Source organism: Burkholderia metallica (genome assembly GCF_902832845.1).
Lineage (GTDB): Bacteria > Pseudomonadota > Gammaproteobacteria > Burkholderiales > Burkholderiaceae > Burkholderia > Burkholderia metallica.
The window spans coordinates 261,904-278,905 of sequence record NZ_CADFDB010000001.1 but is presented as its reverse complement, the minus strand read 5'-3'; the positions used below and the strand labels follow the sequence as shown (position 1 = coordinate 278,905).

Below are 17,002 nucleotides of genomic sequence, written 5' to 3'. Positions count from 1 at the left end.
CTCTTTTGGTCGCCGCGAGGTCGTACCAATCCCGTGCCAAATCGGACAACCCGTTCGTTCCTTGCGCGGACATTTGTCGTACCACGCAAGGACCGGGACGGATAAGCTGTTCGACGTTCCCTCGATCGAGCAAGCAGCGCGATCGCCACGGGGCTCAGCCAGCGCCGGAGTCGCCCAGCTTGCTGAAATCCGGCGTAATGCCTGCTTCACGGAGACGGTCGAGCACGCGCTTCTTGTTGTCCGCGCATTCGATTCCGTCCGGCTTGTTCTCGATGCTCTCGATCGCAACCAGCAGTTGCGCGCGGCTCTGGTCGAGACGCTTGCGGACACTATCGATCTCGACCACCTTCTGCTTGAGCGCGTCCAGCAACGCACCATGATCCCAGGCGCCGGGACCAACGGGCAACAACTGCCGCATCTGTTCAAGCGTGAACCCGGCATGCTGCGCGATAGCGATCATCCCCAGAATCAACTCCGCTTCCGGCGTATACTCCCGATAGCCGTTCACGTTACGCTCCACCACCCTTATCAAGCCGGCGGCCTCGTAAAAACGGATGCGTGAAGCCGTCAGACCCGTGCGCTTCGCCAACTCTCCGATTTTCACTCTACCCCCCAAAAAACGATTGACATTAACGTTCACTTTAATCCTAAAGTTGCTCCATGACGACGACGAGCAACACGACGGATTCTTCGGCAAGCAACCGCACCGCGGTCGCTTGATCATTTCAAATTGTCTCGACAAAAGGAGCGCATCGTTCCGACCAGGCCCGAGCGAATGGCGACGCCGGCCTGCGCACTTCCGGCAGCGCGACCTGCCCCGTGGCAACGTTGCCGCCTTATCCGCCACCATCATAAAAGGAGCAGCCCACCAGCGAGCAACAAAATTTGTCAGGAACGCGACTGAATCTCAATCTTCACATTGAAAAGGAGTGCTGATCATGGCTTACGTCACGACGAAGGATGGCGTTCAGATCTTCTACAAGGACTGGGGCCCGCGCGATGCACAGGTAATTTTCTTCCATCACGGCTGGCCGCTCAGCGCGGACGACTGGGATGCCCAGATGCTCTTTTTCCTGTCGCACGGCTACCGCGTCATCGCGCACGATCGCCGGGGACACGGACGATCCAGCCAGGTGTGGGACGGCCATGACATGGATCACTATGCCGACGACGTCGCGGCAGTGGTCAACCACCTCGGGGTGCAGGGTGCGGTTCATGTTGGCCATTCCACGGGTGGCGGTGAAGTCATCCACTACGTTGCCCGCCACGGCGAAGATCGCGTCTCCAAGGCCGTGCTGATCAGCGCCGTACCGCCGCTGATGGTCAAGACCGCAAGCAATCCGGGTGGTTTGCCGAAGGACGTGTTCGACAACCTGCAGGCCCAGCTCGCAGCGAATCGCGCGCAGTTCTACTACGACGTGCCGGCGGGCCCCTTCTACGGCTACAACCGTGCCGGCGCGAAGCCGTCGCAAGGCGTGATCTGGAACTGGTGGCGCCAGGGCATGATGGGCAGCGCCAAGGCACACTACGACGGTATCGTGGCGTTCTCGCAAACCGACTTCACCGAGGACCTGAAGAGCACGACGATTCCGGTGCTCGTCATGCACGGCGACGACGACCAGATCGTCCCCTATGCCGATTCCGGCCTGCTGTCGGCGAAGCTCGCCAGGAACAGTACGCTGAAGACCTACAAGGGCTTTCCGCACGGCATGCCGACGTCCAACGCCGACACGATCAACGCCGATCTGCTCGCGTTCTTGCGTGGGTAGCCAAAGCCTCGAAAGCTGATCCGGAATTGCAGTAAACCGATCGGAACCACGCCGGAAAAAGGCAGCCTCTCTCGAGAGAGGCTGCCTCGATCTTCAGCTCCGAATGAACTTCAGAATGTCCGCATTGATGACATCCGCATGGGTCGTCAACATCCCGTGCGGATAGCCCGGATAGATCGTCAGCCTGGCGTTCCCGAGCAGCTTGGCAGACAGCATGCCGGCATCCTTATAGGGCACCACTTGGTCGTCATCGCCATGCAACACCAGCGCCGGCTGCGTGATCTTCTTCAAGTCCGCGGTGAAGTCCGTCTCCGAGAAGGCCTTGATGCAATCGTACTGGGCTTTGATGCCGCCCATCATGCCCTGGCGCCACCAATTGCGAATGATGCCGTCGGACACTTTCGCTCCCGCCCGGTTGAACCCGTAGAACGGCCCGGACGGAACATCGAGATAGAACTGCGCCCTGTTCGCGGCGAGCTGTTTCCTGAAACCATCGAAGACCTCGATCGGCGTGCCGCCGGGATTGCGCTCGCTCTTGACCATGACCGGCGGTACCGCACTGACCAGAACGATCCTGGCGGTCCGTTTCATGCCATGGCGCGCCACGTAGGCAGCCACTTCTCCGCCCCCGGTCGAATGCCCGATGTGGATCGCGTTTCTGATATCGAGCGCTTCGGTCAGGGCCGCCAGGTCGGCAGCGTAGTGATGCATGTCATTGCCATCGGCTGTTTGCGTCGATCGCCCATGCCCACGGCGATCATGGGCAATCACTCGATATCCATGCTCCACGAAGAACAGCATTTGAGCGTCCCAGTCATCCGCCGACAACGGCCAACCGTGACTGAAGACGATCGGCTGACCTTTTCCCCAGTCCTTGTAGAAAATCTCGACGCCATCCTTCGTCACGATCTTGTTGCCCCCGCCCGCGTCGCCTTCCGACGGATGGAACGGATGCCGGGTTGTCGCAGCGTTCGCCGCGCCGCTCGAAGCGAATAAAGGCAGCGCCATCGACGCGGCGGCTACCGCACCGGCCCCGATCATCAGTTCACGACGTGATTGGTTGATGCAGTCGACTTCTTCCTTGCCGCTCATGACAGCCTCCTTTGGTAATCGAAAGCGGTGACACCGACCACTCGATACTCGGACCGCGAACGACTGCGCGCTCCGTACCCCGTTGCGCGGACTCATCAAAACGCGCCCCGTTCCGCTGCTTGACCCGCTCCTGTCGGCTGCAGGTCAATTCATTTCCTTCAGTCGCTTGACCACCGCCTCGGCAATTTCCTTGCTCGACTGCGGGTTCTGCCCGGTAATGATCCGATCGGAACTGACGACATAAGACGTAAAGGGAAGCAACGCCTTCTGGTAGCGCGCACCACGGCTCACGAGCGAATCCTGCAAAAAGAAGGGCACCTGGGACTTCATGCCGGACAGCGTTTCTTCCATATCGGAGAATCCCGTCACGGGCACGCCGTCGACGAGCGACTTCCCGCCATCGTCCTGCAGCGGCAGCAGTGCGGAGACCCCGTGGCAAACCGCCGAGACAATGCCGCCTTGGCGATAGATCTGCTCACTGACGGATTTCAATGCCGCGCTATCCGCGAAGTCCCACAACGTTCCGTGTCCACCGGTGAAGTAGATCGCCTTGTAGCTGGATGGAGTCACGGCGGAAGCCGGCAACGTCGTCTTCAATCGCGCCATGAACGCCGGATCTGCCAGATGTGCGCGTGCCGAATCGTCCAGGTAGAAGGACTTCAGGCTGCGCTGGTCGATCGGCACTTCCCCGCCTGCCGGGCTCGCAAAATCCATCTGCAGTCCGGCCGCCTCGGCGACGTCGTAGAAATGCGTCAGTTCAGTGAACCAAAGTCCGGTCGTATCCGATCGAGAGGGATACCGGGCGTGGTTGGTCATCACGACCAGAATCCTGTCGCCCGGCTGCACCGCGCCGTCGCTCTGTCCAGTCTGCGCGGCATACGCGTAACCGCCCGTCAACATTGAAACGATGATGGCAAGAAGCCAGTGTCTGGCGAACCAACGCTTGAACATTTCCAAATTCCTCACATGAGTCGGGGCTGTTTCACAACACCCGTCAACCAGGGCAGCGCACACGTAACAACGGCGCGCAACGTCACTGACGAGATCCTAGGATTGAAGTGAAGTTGAATGTCAAGCGAAGTTGTGACGGAGTAGATCTGCACCGACGAGCACGTCGCCGGCTTGAGACTGATCAGGCGGTTGTCCGGCAGAATCCTTTTACTGCTTGCCATACAGCCATCGCAAGACGATCCGAATTTTATTCAGTTTGCCGAACTATTTATCTGGTTCTGCGTTTCCCTATCACTCCGTTAGAGAGATTCAATCGACCAGTCGCGCGTCAACGAGACTGAATGTCACCGGCGCATTCGTCGGCCCCTTGACCTTGAACTTGCCTTCAAGGTTAGCCTCTCGCTCATCATCATTGATGGCAAAGCCACAAAGGCGGACGATATGCAGACGATATTAGGGGCAAATGGCCAGATCGCGACCGAACTGGCGAGAGAATTGCGACGCGTCCACACGGGCGACATACGCCTCGTGAGCCGCAATCCGCGCAAGGTCAACGACACCGACAGCCTGGTCTCGGCCAATCTGCTCGATGCGAGCCAGACCGCACAGGCGGTGAAAGGCAGCAGCATCGTCTATTTCACGGCCGGCCTGCCGCCGGACACGCAGCTGTGGGAAACGCAGTTTCCCGTGATGTTGAAGAACGCGCTGGATGCGTGCCGCGCGGAAGGCGCGCGGTTCGCCTATTTCGACAACACCTACATGTACCCGCAGAACAACCGGCTGCAGACGGAGTCGACACCGTTCGCGCCGGTCGGCCGCAAGGGCAAGGTGCGCGCGGCAATGGCGTCGATGGTGCTCGAAGAAATGGCGCGCGGAGATATTCCCGTCCTGATCGGGCGGGCGCCCGAATTCTATGGCCCGGGCAAGACCCAGAGCTTCACGAACGCGCTGGTCATCGACAAGCTCAAGGCAGGCAAGAAGCCGAAAGTGCCGTTGCGCGACGACACGCGGCGCACGCTCATCTGGACGCCCGACGCGAGCCGTGCGCTCGCGACGCTCGCCAATACGCCGGATGCATTCGGGCAGACCTGGCATCTACCGTGTTGCGACGACCGGCCGACCTATCGGGAGTTCATCGACATGGCCAGCAACGCATTCGGACGAAAGCCTGCGTATTCGATCGTCGGGAAATGGGCCTTCCTGGCCGCCGGGCTCTTCTCCCCTCAGGTACGCGAAATCCGGGAGCTTCTACCCCGCTACGAGCAGGACAACCTGTTCGATTCGACGAAGTTCAAGCAACGGTTCCCCGCGTTCAAGGTGACCACCTACCGCGAAGGTCTCGAGCTGATTCGACGGGAGTGAGCAGAGTGGCCCCGGCCCCGAATCGCCACCTCTCGTGGAAGGGGGCCGGCACGAGTCCATCAAGCCGGCATCCCATCGCCGAGAGTCGTCAGGCTCACGGTAGCGCGCTCGATACCTCTCCCGAGTCAACGACGCTCGCATTGCGTCAATGCGAACCGCCAAACAACTGAATCACCACGCTACGCAGCCAGCGATTCCCCGCTTCGTGGTGATACCGGCCGTGCCAGTGCTGCCGCACTGCAAATCCTTCCACTGGAATCGGGCATGAATGAACCGCCAGGTCATTGGCCCGAGCCAACGTCTCGCCGATGTGACGCGGCAGCGTCGTGATCAGGTCGGTGCTCTGGATGATCGCGCCCAGCCCCAAAAATCCCGGCAACTCCAGCACGACCTGACGGTCGATGCGCTCCCGCCTCAGCGCCTGCTCGAGAAGTTGCGCGCCGGTACCCGCCGTGATGACCACGTGCCCCTCCGCGCGATATTGCTTCACCCCGAGTCGGGTACGGATCCTGGGGTGGCGACGGTTGGCAAGGCACACCCAGTCCTGCTCGTACAACTGCTGCTGATAAATGCTGCCGCCGAGCCACGGGACATAGCCGATCGCGAGATCGGCCTCGCCGGATTCGAGCGCGCGTTCCGTGTTGCCGTCGATCCGCGCGGCTTCCAGCCGGATGCCGGGCGCCGCCGCATGGACATGCGCCAGCAGCCGCGGAAGCAGCGTGACGTGGCTCGCGTCGGTCATGCAGATACGAAATCGTCGCTGCGCGGTGGCGGGGTCGAAGGCGATCTCCCATGCGGTGAACCGTCTCAGCGACTCGATAATTTCCCGGCACGGCCCGATGAGCGCATCGGCCTGCGGCGTCGGCGCCATGCCGCCCGGCGTTCGAATGAACAACGGATCGTGCAGGTATTCCCGCAAGTGCCCGAGCCAGATGCTGACCGTCGGCTGGCTCTGGCCGAGCTGCTCGGCCACGCGCGTGACACTTCGCAGGTCGTACAGAAGATCGAAGAGCTGGAGCAGCTTCAGGTCGGGAAGATCGGTCGACGTCATCGCATTATTGTCCATGGCAATGACGCCATTGTAGTCATTGCATTGCCAGCGTGAGCGCCGAATTCTATCGTGCAGCCATTCGTCAGCGATGCGTGGGACCGAAGTCAGTGCTGAAGCACGCGTTCCGGCCGACATGGCGTCAACTCTGGTCGACGGGAGAAAACAATGAAGATTGCGATACTGGGCGCCGGCGCACTGGGCTGCGCGATCGGTGCCACCCTCACCGAAGGCGGTCACGAGACCTGGCTGATCGACCGCTCGCCCGCACACGTCGACGCGATGCGTCGCGACGGCCTGCGGATCGACGACACCGGCGGCTCCCGGCACGTGCGCGTCCATGCGACGACGCAGGCGGCCGACGTCGGCGCAGCCGACCTGGTGATCGTGCTGGTCAAGTCGTTCCATACCGAGGCGGCCATACGCGGCGCGCAGGCGCTGGTGGGGCCGGATACGCTCGTGCTATCGCTGCAGAACGGTCTCGGCCACGAGGACATCCTGGCCGACGTCGTCGGCCGCGAGCGCGTGCTCGCCGGCAAGACCTATGTCGGCGGCGTACTGCGCGGCGCGGGTCATATCGAGTCCGGCGTGGTCGGCAAGTACACGTATATCGGCGAACTCGACGGCCGCATCACGCCGCGGGTCCAGGCGATCGCCGACGCATTCAATACCGCGGGCCTTGCCACGACGGTCAGCGACAACATCGTCGGCACGATGTGGGACAAGCTGCTCGTGAACGTCGCGACGGGCGCGCTGACCGGCGTGACCGGCCTGACCTATGGGCAGCTCTACGACGAGCCGCTGCTGAAGGCCGCATCGCTCGCGGCCGTGGCCGAGGCGATCGCGGCCGCGCAGGCAGCCGGCGTGACGCTGTCGATGACCGATCCCGAACAGGCCTGGACGCTTGCCGCCGAGGGGCTGCCCGCGACCTTCAAGACGTCGATGCTGCAAAGCCTGGAGAAAGGCTCGATCACCGAGATCGACTTCATCAACGGTTCGGTCGTTCGGTGGGGGCAGCGCTACGGCGTGCCGACCCCGGTCAATGCGACGCTCGTCGCCTGCATCAAGGGGCTCGAGCGCGCGATGGCCGATCGCCAACGCGAGGAGGTCGCCGCATGAGCGCGCCGAAAGCCTATCTGGAACACGTTGCGATCTGGGTGAAGGACATCCGCTGGCACATCCGCTTTTTCGAGGACGTGCTCGGCATGACCCTGCGCGAAGTGGACGGCACGCTCGACGCGCCCCGGCAGTACTGGACACTCGGCGGCCTGCAGTTCATCCACGCACCGGAACATGACGGCCCGGAAGGCCGGCTCGCCCATCTCGGCGTGATGTGCGAAGACCTGGAGGCCGCGCTGGCCGCGGCACAACGATTCGGTGTCACGGAGATGCCGCAGGGGCGCAACTGGCTTCGCCTGCCCGACGGGCTCGCCGTCGAACTGATCCAGGCCCGGCCGGCGTCATGCGTCGCGCAGGCACTGGCCATCAACCCGCGCGCGGAGGCGTGACCATGACGATCGTCGAGAAATACTGGGACGACGCCCGCGAGGGCGACGCATGCACGAGCCCGAACTATACGGTGACGAAGGAGCGAATCCTCGCGTACGCCGATCTCACCGGCGACCATACGCCCGTCCACGTGGACGAGGACTACGCGAATGCCAGCCACTTCGGCTGCCTCGTCGCGCACGGGCTGTTCGGCCTGTCCATCGCCGACGGGCTGAAGACGCAGAGCGACTACCGCTTTCTGCCGGGCATGTCGCTCGGCTGGACGTGGGATTTCCTGCTGCCGATCAAGGTCAACGACGTGCTGCACGTCACATTCCGCGTCGGCTCGATGCGGGCGAGCAAGAGCCGCCCCGACTGGGGCATCGTCGTGCTGCCTTCCGAGCTGATCAACCAGGACGGCCAGGTCGTTCAACGCGGCGAACATCGCCTGATGGTGCCGCGCCGCCCGGGAGCCATCTGATGCAAGCCCGTCCCCTCGAAGGCATTCGCGTCGTCGACTACAGCCACTTCCTCGCCGGCCCCTATGTCGGGCGGTGCCTCGCGGCACTCGGCGCGGAAGTGATCAAGGTCGAGCGCCCCGGCACCGGCGACGCCGGACGCCAGCACGCAACCGTGCTCGACGATCAGCAAAGCGGTTATTTCCTGCAGCTCAACATGGGCAAGCGCGGCGTGAGCGTCAACATGAAGGACGCGCGCGGCAAGGCATTCATGCAGCGGCTGTGCGACTCGGCGGACGTGTTCATCGAGAATTACCGGCCGGGCGCACTGGACAAACTCGGGCTGGGCTACGCCGAACTGTCGGCGCGCAATCCGGGCCTCGTCTACTGCTCGATTTCGGCGTACGGCCACACCGGGCCGGACGCGCATCGTGCCGGTTTCGGGCTGATCGCCGAGGCCAAGAGCGGCATCATGCAGATGGTCGGCACGCCGGGTGAGCGGCCGCCGCTGCTACGCATCTCGCTCGGCGACATGTACACCGGCATTCATGCGGTGGCGGCCATCAATGCCGCGCTGCTGGGGCGCGTGAAGAGCAAGCGCGGGCAGCACATCGACATGGCGCTGTACGACACGCTGGTGTCGATGCACGAATACGCGGTGCAGTGCTACACGCTGCAAGGGGTGCTGCCCGAGCAGACCGGGCACGACATGCCGACCTCGACGCTCTATGGCGTGTTCCGTGCCGCGGACGGCGATCTCGTGATCGCCGCGCAGGTCGACGACGCATGGAAACGCTTCGCCGCGCTGATCGAAGCGCACGGCGGCCCGGCGGGCTTCGGCGCCGACACGCGGTTTCACGACAGTGTCGGACGCAACGCGCACCGCTCGGAGATTCTCGCGGTGGTCGAGCCGTGGGTGGCCGCCCGTTCCGTTACTTCGGTACTCGAACTGCTGGATGGCATCGACGTTCCCTGCGCGAAGGTGCAGCGCATCGACGAGGTGCTGGCCGATCCGCAGATCCAGGCACGCGGCATGGTCGTCGAGCAGCAGCATCCGCGCTATGGGACGCTGCGCCTGCCCAACCTGCCGTTCCGGTTCTCCGATTGCGACACGACGATCCGGGAGACCGCACCCGATCTCGGGCAGCACAACGCCGAAGTCGCGCAATCGCTCGGCTTCGATCCGGCCGAAATCGATGCGATGCAGGCCGACGGCGTCCTCTATTCGAAAGCGAGCCAGCGATGACCGACCAGTACGCAGTGATCGGCAATCCGATCGGACACACGAAATCTCCGCTGATTCACAGCCTGTTCGCGCAGGCAACCGGGCAGGACATCCGCTATACGGCGATCGAAGGACCGGTCGAGCCTGACGGCGCCTTTGCCGACGTGGTTCGTGCTTTCGCCTCGAGCGGCGGCAAGGGCATCAACATCACGGCCCCGTTCAAGCTCGACGCTTTCGCGATGGCGAACGAACGAAGCGAGCGTGCGGAACTGGCGGGCGCGGCAAATGCGCTCAAGTTCGAAGGCGGCCGCATCCTGGCCGACAACTTCGACGGTATCGGGCTCGTCCGCGACATCGAAGTCAACCTCCGCCTCCCGATGGCCGGCAAGCGCGTGCTGCTGCTCGGCGCGGGCGGCGCAGCCCGCGGCGCACTGCTGCCGTTTCTCGACGCGGCGCCGGCCGAGATGGTCATCGCGAATCGCGACGTCGACAAGGCGCGCGCACTGGCCGCGCAGGTCGCCGGACGCGGCCCGCTCGTGGCCAGCAGCTACGCGAACCTGGCCCGGATGGGCCGTTTCGATCTGGTGGTCAATGCCACGTCGGCCAGTCTGACCGGCGACCTGCCGCCCGTTCCGCCGAGCGTGTTCAGCCCGGACGGCACGGCCTACGAGCTCGCGTACGGCAAGCGTCTGACACCCTTTCTCCGACTCGCGAAAAATGCGGGCGTGCACGGGATCGCGGATGGGGTCGGCATGCTGGTCGAGCAGGCGGCCGAAGCGTTCGCGTGGTGGCGCGGCGTACGTCCCGAGACCAGCGCGGTGATCGATCGGCTTGCCGTGCCTTTTGACTGAATGTGCGAGGAAGACTCCGATGAAAAAGATCCTGATGCTGCATGGCATCAACCACAACATGTTCGGCAAGCGCGATCCGGAGCAGTACGGGACCATCACGCTGGCGGAGATCGACGCGCGGCTGCAATCGCTCGCGACGGAACTGGGCGCGCAGGTGGAATCGTTCAAGACGAATAGCGAAGCATCGATGTGCGAGCGGATTCATCGCGCATTCGAAGAACGTCAGGATGCCGTACTGATCAATGCCGGCGCCTGGACCCACTACAGCTACGGCATCCGCGATGCGCTGGCCATCCTCACCTGCCCGATCGTCGAATTGCACATGTCCAACATCCATGCCCGCGAGCCGTTCCGGCATCACTCCGTTTTCGCCGACATCGTCAGCGGGCAGATCTGCGGCTTCGGTGTCGACAGCTATCTGCTGGCCCTGCGGGCCGCCGCGTCGGCGATCGATCGAGCGTAAGCGCCGCTGCACGAGAACAGATCGGCTGAAGCCGACACAGGCAGGGCCGCGACCGTTGCACCCGTCGTACGAAGAGGCACCGAGCTTCGGGCAGGAGCCGGTACCTCGCACGCGCGTTGCCCTCTGCCCTCGATATCAATATATGGAGACAAGCATGATCGAAGCCACACCACAGGAGCCTCGCGGCAAGCATCAGTCGAAGAAGGCCGCCGCCAGCGGCTGGATCGGGTCGGTGCTCGAGTATTACGATTTCTTCATCTATGCCACCGCCTCGGCGCTGATCTTTCCGCAGATCTTCTTCCCGAAGGGCAATGCGACGACCGCCATCATCGCGTCACTGGCCACCTACGGCGTGGGTTATGTATCGCGGCCGATCGGCGCGTTCGTGCTCGGTCATCTCGGCGACACGCACGGACGGAAGACCGTGCTGCTCTGGTGCATGTTCCTGATGGGCTTCTCGACCATCGGGGTGGGCCTGCTGCCGACCTATGAGCAGGTCGGGCTGCTGGCGCCGGTACTGCTGGTGATCCTGCGTCTGGCGCAGGGCTTTGCGGTCGCCGGCGAGATCTCGGGCGCCAGTTCGATGATCCTGGAGCACGCGCCCTTCGGACGCCGCGGCTTTTTCGTGAGTTTCACGCTGCAGGGCGTGCAGGCCGGCCAGGTGCTGGCGGCTGCCGTGTTCCTGCCGCTCGCCTACTACTTGCCGGCCGAGCAATTCACCAGCTGGGGCTGGCGCATTCCGTTCCTGCTCAGCTTCGTGGTCATCATTGCGGCCTGGATCATCCGCCGCAAGGTGGACGAGACGCCAGCGTTCGCAGCCGAAGTCCGGCAGCAGTCGCGCCCGCGTTCACCGGTCGTCGACGCGTTCAAGTACAGCTGGAAGGACATGCTGCGCGTGGTATGCATGGCACTGATGAACGTGATTCCGGTGGTGGCCACCATCTTCGGCGCGGCCTATGCGGTGCAGCCGGCCTACGGCATCGGCTTCGCGAAGGACGTCTACCTGTGGATTCCGGTGGTGGGCAACATAGTCGCGGTGCTGGTGATTCCGTACGTCGGCAACCTGTCGGACAGGATCGGCCGCAAACCGCCCATCGTTTTCGGTGCGCTGCTGTCGGGCCTGCTCGCGTTCGCGTACCTGTATGCGATCAGCATCAAGAGCGTACCGCTTGCTTTCGCGATGTCGCTGCTGATGTGGGGCGTCGTCTATCAGGGCTACAACGCGGTGTTCCCGAGCTTCTACCCCGAACTTTTCCCGACCCGCACCCGTGTGTCGGCCATGGCCATCGCGCAGAACCTCGGCACCGCCGCCACCGCGATGCTGCCGGCGCTCTTCACGGCCGTGGCGCCGCCCGGGACGGCCAATGTCTGGTTGATCGTGGGCGCAATCACGTTCGGCGCCACCGTGATTGCATCGCTTGCCGCGTTGAGCGCGCGGGAAACCTATCGTATTCACATGAACGATCTGGGCCAGCCGAATGCGCAGCCGGTCGGCAAGGCCGAATACGCGCGCCTGCGGGCACTGGCAATGCAACCGGACAGCACGGTGAACGAGCGGGAATCCAGATCCCTTCAACGCTAGTCGCGGTCGTGTCGAACTGCTTCGGCGCCGACGCTGTCGGCGCCGTTCATCGTCACGGCCGCGTACGCGTGAAACGGGTCCGCCCGGACCGATATCATTCTGCCTGACGTCGTACTCATGCCCGAAACCATCCGGAAAACCATTGCGACCGCAACCGCCAGCCTCGGCGTCCTCGTACCCTGTTGCGCGGGCTACGCGGTTGCCGTCAATCCATTCAGGAAAGGTTCTTGCCCGGAACTGCTCAAATGATCCGCCGCGCTCCCATCGACTTTGCGCTGTTGCTACCGTTCTTGCTGGCGGCGCAGCCGGTCGCGACCGACAGTTACCTGCCGGCGCTGCCCGAAATCGCCGCGACGCTGGGCTCGGCCAGCATCAGTCTCACGGTGTTTGCGTTGGCATTCGGCATCGGGCAGTTGCCGATGGGCAGCCTGTCCGATCGCTTCGGCCGTCGGCCGGTGCTGTTGACCGGCCTCGCGCTCTACGCGGTCGCTGCACTGGGTGCCGCGCTTGCCGCGACCGCCGCGATGTTGACCGTGGCACGCGCCTTTCAGGGGTTGGCGATGGCCGCAATCCTGGTATGCGCACGTGCGACGGTGCGCGATCGCTATGCGGCCGACGATGGGCCGCATGTAATGGCGCGCGGATTCACGGGAATGGGGTTGATGGCGTGTGTCGCGCCGATCCTGGGTGCCTATGTCACCCAACACGCAGGTTGGCGGTGGGTCCTGGCAGGCATGAGCGTGTATGCATGCGTGCTGCTTGCGACATGCTGGCGCGGTTTTGAAGAATCTCGTCGGCAGGGACATACGAGCAAGCCGGCAGCCGGCGGCGTACGCGAAATCCTCTCCAATGCGACGTTCAGGGTATGGGCACTCGTGGCTGCGTCGACCTATACCGGCATGTTCTGCTTTCTGCTGCTCTCGCCGGCGATCTATATCGGATATCTGGGCATATCGCCTCAGCGCTACGGCTGGATACCCGCCTGCGGCACCCTGGTCTACGTTGCAAGCACGTATGGATGCCGACGACTGCTCAACCGGCAGAGCATGCTTCGCACCGTGCGGCAAGGCGCGATGCTGAGCCTCACCGGCGCGGTGATCCAGGCACTCGGCTGTGTGCTGCTTCCGTGGAGTGCATGGCCGCTGCTATTGGGACACGGCGTGTATTGTCTCGGCCACGGCATCCACCAGCCTTGCGGACAGGCAGGCGCGGTGAGCGGTCTGCCGCACCTTGCGGGTCGTGCCGTGTCATGGTCCGGCTTCATCATGATGTTCTTCGCTTTCTGCGTGGGCCAGACGGCGGCAACCTTCGTCGGCCCGCAATATCAATTAGGGGCCTGGCCGATGGTGGTGCCGATGCTCGTCGTCGGCGTGACGCTCGTGACGATCGCCTTCGTGTGGCTGCCGAAGCTCGACCGTTCGCCACAACCGGCCGGTGTTGGGTCAGCGATCTGCGCCGATGCCGAATAGGTGCGCTGGATCGGCCAACTGCTTCGCGGATGGCCTCGCCTCGACGTAACGATCGGCATCGACGGTCAGCCGTTTTTCATCGCAGTTGAAGCCGCCGGCATGAGCCGATGACGCGCCGAGCGACGCGACGACGATCGAACCGGCCATTCCGATGAACGACCGGCACGATCGTCGGGATCCACACCGCGGACTTCGACTGCAAGGGCCACCGTCATCGCGCATCGCCCGACGACCCGCAGCACGAGATCAAACGCGACCACACCGACCGCATCGCCGCGCATCGCGGCCGCTTGCCCGCAGTCCAGACGCCGCCACGGCGCCGGGGCAACCGCGCGCCCGAACGCATCGCGCGGCGCCACGTTCGATCGCACGACTGGCGGCACGTCGCGAACCTCGTCAGTTCCGCGCCGGGGCGGATGTGCCATTCGCACGCATCAGGCTCGTGCGCACCGCCGGCATCCCCGAGGTCACCGCGCCGCCGGCCGGAACCGTCCCGGTCGGGGAGGCGCCGACCGGCGGCACCAGCGCGACGCCGCCCAGCGAATTGCCGTACGCGACGATACTGGCGGCCGGGCAGCCGTTCGTCAGCAGCGACACCGGTACGCCGGCAATCGACGCGAGCGTCGTATCGGTCACCGCGAAATGGCAGACGTTCCCCGCCGCGCGGAAGCCGGCATAGCCCGAACCCGATACGCGGTTGCCCTTCACGACGACGTACGACACCGACCCCGACGACGTATCCAGTTCGATCGCGCCCTGCCCGGTGGGCGGCAGGCCGTTGTTCGCGTTCGTGCCGTCCTGGATCGCGCCGACGACGTTGTTCTCGATCAGCACGTCCGACACACCGTAGGTCTTCCAGCTGTCCTCCTGCGCGACCAGGATGCCGGCCGCCTTCTGTACGCCATTGACAGTGTTGTTCGAAATCGTCACGGACCGACCGCCGACCACGGAGATGCCGCGCCCCCAGTAATTGCCGGATACCGTATTGCCGTCGATCAGCACGTTGGCGCTCAGGCGGCCGTCATGCTGGTAGCTGACGACGGCGATCAGGTCGTCGCCGGTGTCCTTCACCGTGTTGCCGCGCACCAGCACGTTGGTCGAGCCGTAGGTGGTGTGGATGCCGTCGGCCAGCGTCGCCTGCACGGTGTTGCCCACGATCGCCACGTTGCTGCCGCCGAACACGAAGATCCCGGCGCTGGCGCCGCCCTGGATCGTCACGCCGAGCACCTGGACGCCGGTGCCCGTCACCTCGACCTTCGTCGATTCGGGTGTCGTCAGCCGCGTCGTGCCCGTGCCGACCAGCGTGACGCCGACGAGCGTCGAGCCGCTGCCGCTCATCACGATGGTCTGCTGCGCCGGATCGGTCGCGACCAGCGTCGCGCCATAGCCGGAGATCACGACGTCCGCCCTGGATACCGTCAACGAGCGGCCAACGACGTAGCGTCCCGGCGCAAGCACGAGGTGCTGGCCCGGCTGCAACGCATCGAACGCGGCCTGCAGCGCGTCGGCCTGGTCTCCGCCGTTCGCCGTCGGCTGGACGGTCGCGATCGCAAGCGGCTGCACGTTGCGAGAAGGATGCGCATGCCGCATGCCGCGCGGCGTGTAGGCGGCTGCCGGCGATGCGGCGATACATGCAGTGCAGATCAGGCAGACGGCCGTACCCGATCCGATTCCGTGAAGCGACTTTCTCATGATTGTTCTCTCACGCCCGCGCCCCCGCGACGGCCGTCCAACGGCTGACATCCGCCGGCTGCGGAGCGATCGGGCAACGTCGATCGTACGGCGCGTGGCACACGCGCCGCATGATCCGGATTGCGAAATTCAGCTACTCCGCCGATACGGCGGAGCAACCGCAACGAAGCACCCTCGCGTGGCCGCGATCGACACCTCGTCGCCTGTTCGCCCGCCGGCGCGCATGCGTGTCCCCCGAATAAAGGTGGCCCGATTCCGGCGCGCCGGCACCGCGTGGCCGGAATCGAACCCGTCAACAGGAACTGCGTTCCCGAGCGCACCGGGCGCCGGCTTGCCCCAACCCCGCCGGTTCTGTCCTGCCGCTCATCAATCAGTCTATTTCGCGCGCGCCGTTCGGCAATCAGACATTGGTCGCGCGACGTCGTAAGACCGCGCATGCGCGCGTCGGTGCGATCATCGGCCCGGAAGCCCGGATAACGGTCCGGCCCGCGCCGCCGCGTCCGCCGGCCGGGAAAACCGCGCAACGACACCGCGATCGCACGGGTTCCCGCCGCGCCCGATCCTGCATTACCATCGTGCGTCCGCCGCGCTTGCCCGCTTTCGACCGGCGCCCCGCCACCTTCCGCTCCCGCACCGATGCTCGCACTCGTCGTCCTCGCCGGCCTCTGGGCCGGACTGCAGAACACCCTGGCCGGCGGCGGCTCGTTCGTCACGCTGCCCGCGCTGATCGTGTCGGGCATGTCGCCGCTCGCGGCAAACATCACGTCGACGGTCGCGCTGTTTCCCGCGCAGGTCACGACCGGCTGGGCGAGCCGCAAGCTGGTGCGCGGCGTCGGCAAGCTGTCGTTTCGCGCGATGTTCGCGATCAGCGTGGTCGGCGGCGCGCTCGGCGGGCTGCTGTTGCTGAAGACCCCGTCGTCGATCTTCTCGCGCCTCGTGCCGTGGCTCGTGCTGTTCGCGACGATCGTGTTCGCGTGGGGCAGCTTTTTCCGCAAGCCGCGCGAAGGCACCGCACACCTCGGCACCGTCCCGGCCGCGCTGTCGCAGTTCATGATCGCGATCTATGGCGGCTACTTCGGCGGCGGGCTCGGCTTCCTGATGATGGCCGTGCTGACGATGGCCGGCCTGTCGCCGCGTCACGCGATGTCGACGAAGAACGCGCTCGCGGGCGTGATGAACGCATCGGCCGTCGTGCTGTTCCTGACGTCGCCGCACCTGCACTGGGGCAACGCGCTCGCGCTCGGCGGCGGCGCGATCGTCGGCGGCCTGCTCGGCACGTGGGCGCTGCACCGCGTCAACGAACGCGTGCTGCGGATCGGGATCGTCTGCATTGGCGCCGTGCTCACCGTCGGGTTGTTCGTCAGGCCGATCTGACGCGAACACGCGCTTGCCGCCCTCGCGGCAATTGATGAGCAAACCGCAAGACGTCTTTCGCATATCTCGTTTGCCGCGACGGCGGTGTCCGCCCACAATCCGGGGTTGCGGTCGTCGTCGCCCTCTCGCGGGCACCGACCGGCACTTCGCGGCCGCCATTCCGATTCAGCGCCGGCGG

At 64.5% G+C, this 17,002-nt stretch carries 17 protein-coding genes and 1 pseudogene; 12 read left to right on the top strand and 6 right to left on the bottom strand.

All coding sequences use genetic code 11. From position 1 onward, the window contains the following. Positions 1-154 precede the first annotated feature (154 nt). A complete protein-coding gene (locus HWX08_RS01265) occupies positions 155-604 on the bottom strand; it encodes a MerR family transcriptional regulator (RefSeq protein ID WP_174922356.1) in 450 nt (149 codons plus the stop codon). A 334-nt stretch (positions 605-938) separates the two neighbouring features. Between HWX08_RS01265 and HWX08_RS01260 the strand changes: the two genes are divergently transcribed. Continuing rightward, positions 939-1,769 carry an alpha/beta fold hydrolase gene (locus HWX08_RS01260; protein ID WP_069261206.1) on the top strand — a complete coding sequence of 277 codons (831 nt, stop codon included), beginning with the start codon at positions 939-941 and terminating at the stop codon, positions 1,767-1,769. Positions 1,770-1,862: 93 nt separating this feature from the next. Here the strand turns inward: HWX08_RS01260 and HWX08_RS01255 are convergent, their stop codons facing one another. Beyond that, the gene (locus HWX08_RS01255; RefSeq protein ID WP_069260450.1) at positions 1,863-2,861 is read right to left on the bottom strand and encodes an alpha/beta fold hydrolase; all 999 of its coding nucleotides are present in this window, start codon (positions 2,859-2,861) and stop codon (positions 1,863-1,865) included. A gap of 144 nt (positions 2,862-3,005) precedes the next feature. Further along, entirely contained in the window at positions 3,006-3,812 is an 807-nt protein-coding gene (locus HWX08_RS01250; protein WP_174922355.1) for a type 1 glutamine amidotransferase domain-containing protein, read from the bottom strand. A 441-nt stretch (positions 3,813-4,253) separates the two neighbouring features. Here HWX08_RS01250 and HWX08_RS01245 point away from each other — a divergent pair, with 441 nt between their 5' ends. Continuing rightward, positions 4,254-5,174 (top strand): SDR family oxidoreductase, encoded by a 921-nt coding sequence (locus HWX08_RS01245; protein WP_069260452.1) that lies wholly within the window; start codon positions 4,254-4,256, stop codon positions 5,172-5,174. Between the two features lie 145 nt (positions 5,175-5,319). Here HWX08_RS01245 and HWX08_RS01240 read toward each other — a convergent pair whose 3' ends face one another. Then, a complete protein-coding gene (locus HWX08_RS01240) occupies positions 5,320-6,240 on the bottom strand; it encodes a LysR family transcriptional regulator (RefSeq protein ID WP_174922354.1) in 921 nt (306 codons plus the stop codon). A gap of 150 nt (positions 6,241-6,390) precedes the next feature. Here HWX08_RS01240 and HWX08_RS01235 point away from each other — a divergent pair, with 150 nt between their 5' ends. The 8 genes from HWX08_RS01235 (at position 6,391) to HWX08_RS01200 (ending at position 13,758) form a co-directional block, all read left to right on the top strand. Then, positions 6,391-7,341, top strand: a complete 951-nt coding sequence (locus tag HWX08_RS01235; RefSeq protein ID WP_174922353.1) for a ketopantoate reductase family protein — start codon at positions 6,391-6,393, stop codon at positions 7,339-7,341. Further along, positions 7,338-7,730, top strand: coding sequence for a VOC family protein (locus HWX08_RS01230; protein WP_069260455.1), 393 nt, complete (start codon positions 7,338-7,340; stop codon positions 7,728-7,730). The genes HWX08_RS01235 and HWX08_RS01230 overlap by 4 nt, the downstream gene beginning before the upstream one ends. Before the next feature lie 2 nt (positions 7,731-7,732). Beyond that, entirely contained in the window at positions 7,733-8,191 is a 459-nt protein-coding gene (locus tag HWX08_RS01225) for a MaoC family dehydratase (protein WP_069260456.1), read from the top strand. Continuing rightward, complete coding sequence (locus HWX08_RS01220; protein WP_174922352.1) at positions 8,191-9,414, top strand: CaiB/BaiF CoA transferase family protein; 1,224 nt, start codon at positions 8,191-8,193, stop codon at positions 9,412-9,414. Before HWX08_RS01225 ends, HWX08_RS01220 begins: the two co-directional genes overlap by 1 nt. Next, on the top strand, positions 9,411-10,244 hold the full coding sequence (gene aroE / locus HWX08_RS01215; protein ID WP_174922351.1) for a shikimate dehydrogenase: 834 nt from the start codon (positions 9,411-9,413) through the stop codon (positions 10,242-10,244). The genes HWX08_RS01220 and aroE overlap by 4 nt, the downstream gene beginning before the upstream one ends. Before the next feature lie 19 nt (positions 10,245-10,263). Further along, on the top strand, positions 10,264-10,707 hold the full coding sequence (aroQ, locus tag HWX08_RS01210; RefSeq protein WP_174922350.1) for a type II 3-dehydroquinate dehydratase: 444 nt from the start codon (positions 10,264-10,266) through the stop codon (positions 10,705-10,707). A 154-nt stretch (positions 10,708-10,861) separates the two neighbouring features. After that, positions 10,862-12,289, top strand: a complete 1,428-nt coding sequence (locus HWX08_RS01205; protein WP_174922349.1) for an MFS transporter — start codon at positions 10,862-10,864, stop codon at positions 12,287-12,289. Positions 12,290-12,534: 245 nt separating this feature from the next. Next, complete coding sequence (locus HWX08_RS01200) at positions 12,535-13,758, top strand: Bcr/CflA family efflux MFS transporter (protein WP_174922348.1); 1,224 nt, start codon at positions 12,535-12,537, stop codon at positions 13,756-13,758. On the opposite strand, the gene HWX08_RS01195 is transcribed toward HWX08_RS01200, so the two are convergent. Then, the gene (locus HWX08_RS01195) at positions 13,732-13,905 is read right to left on the bottom strand and encodes a hypothetical protein (RefSeq protein ID WP_174922347.1); all 174 of its coding nucleotides are present in this window, start codon (positions 13,903-13,905) and stop codon (positions 13,732-13,734) included. The two genes, HWX08_RS01200 and HWX08_RS01195, sit on opposite strands and share 27 nt — an antisense overlap. Before the next feature lie 11 nt (positions 13,906-13,916). On the opposite strand from HWX08_RS01195, the pseudogene HWX08_RS01190 reads away from it, so the two are divergent. After that, positions 13,917-14,051: pseudogene (locus HWX08_RS01190) on the top strand (hypervirulence associated TUDOR domain-containing protein); the annotation flags it as partial. A gap of 103 nt (positions 14,052-14,154) precedes the next feature. On the opposite strand, the gene HWX08_RS01185 reads toward HWX08_RS01190, so the two are convergent. After that, positions 14,155-15,450 carry a right-handed parallel beta-helix repeat-containing protein gene (locus tag HWX08_RS01185; RefSeq protein WP_174922346.1) on the bottom strand — a complete coding sequence of 432 codons (1,296 nt, stop codon included), beginning with the start codon at positions 15,448-15,450 and terminating at the stop codon, positions 14,155-14,157. 636 nt (positions 15,451-16,086) lie between these two features. Here HWX08_RS01185 and HWX08_RS01180 point away from each other — a divergent pair. Further along, positions 16,087-16,824, top strand: coding sequence for a sulfite exporter TauE/SafE family protein (locus tag HWX08_RS01180; protein ID WP_069260462.1), 738 nt, complete (start codon positions 16,087-16,089; stop codon positions 16,822-16,824). Positions 16,825-17,002 lie beyond the last annotated feature (178 nt).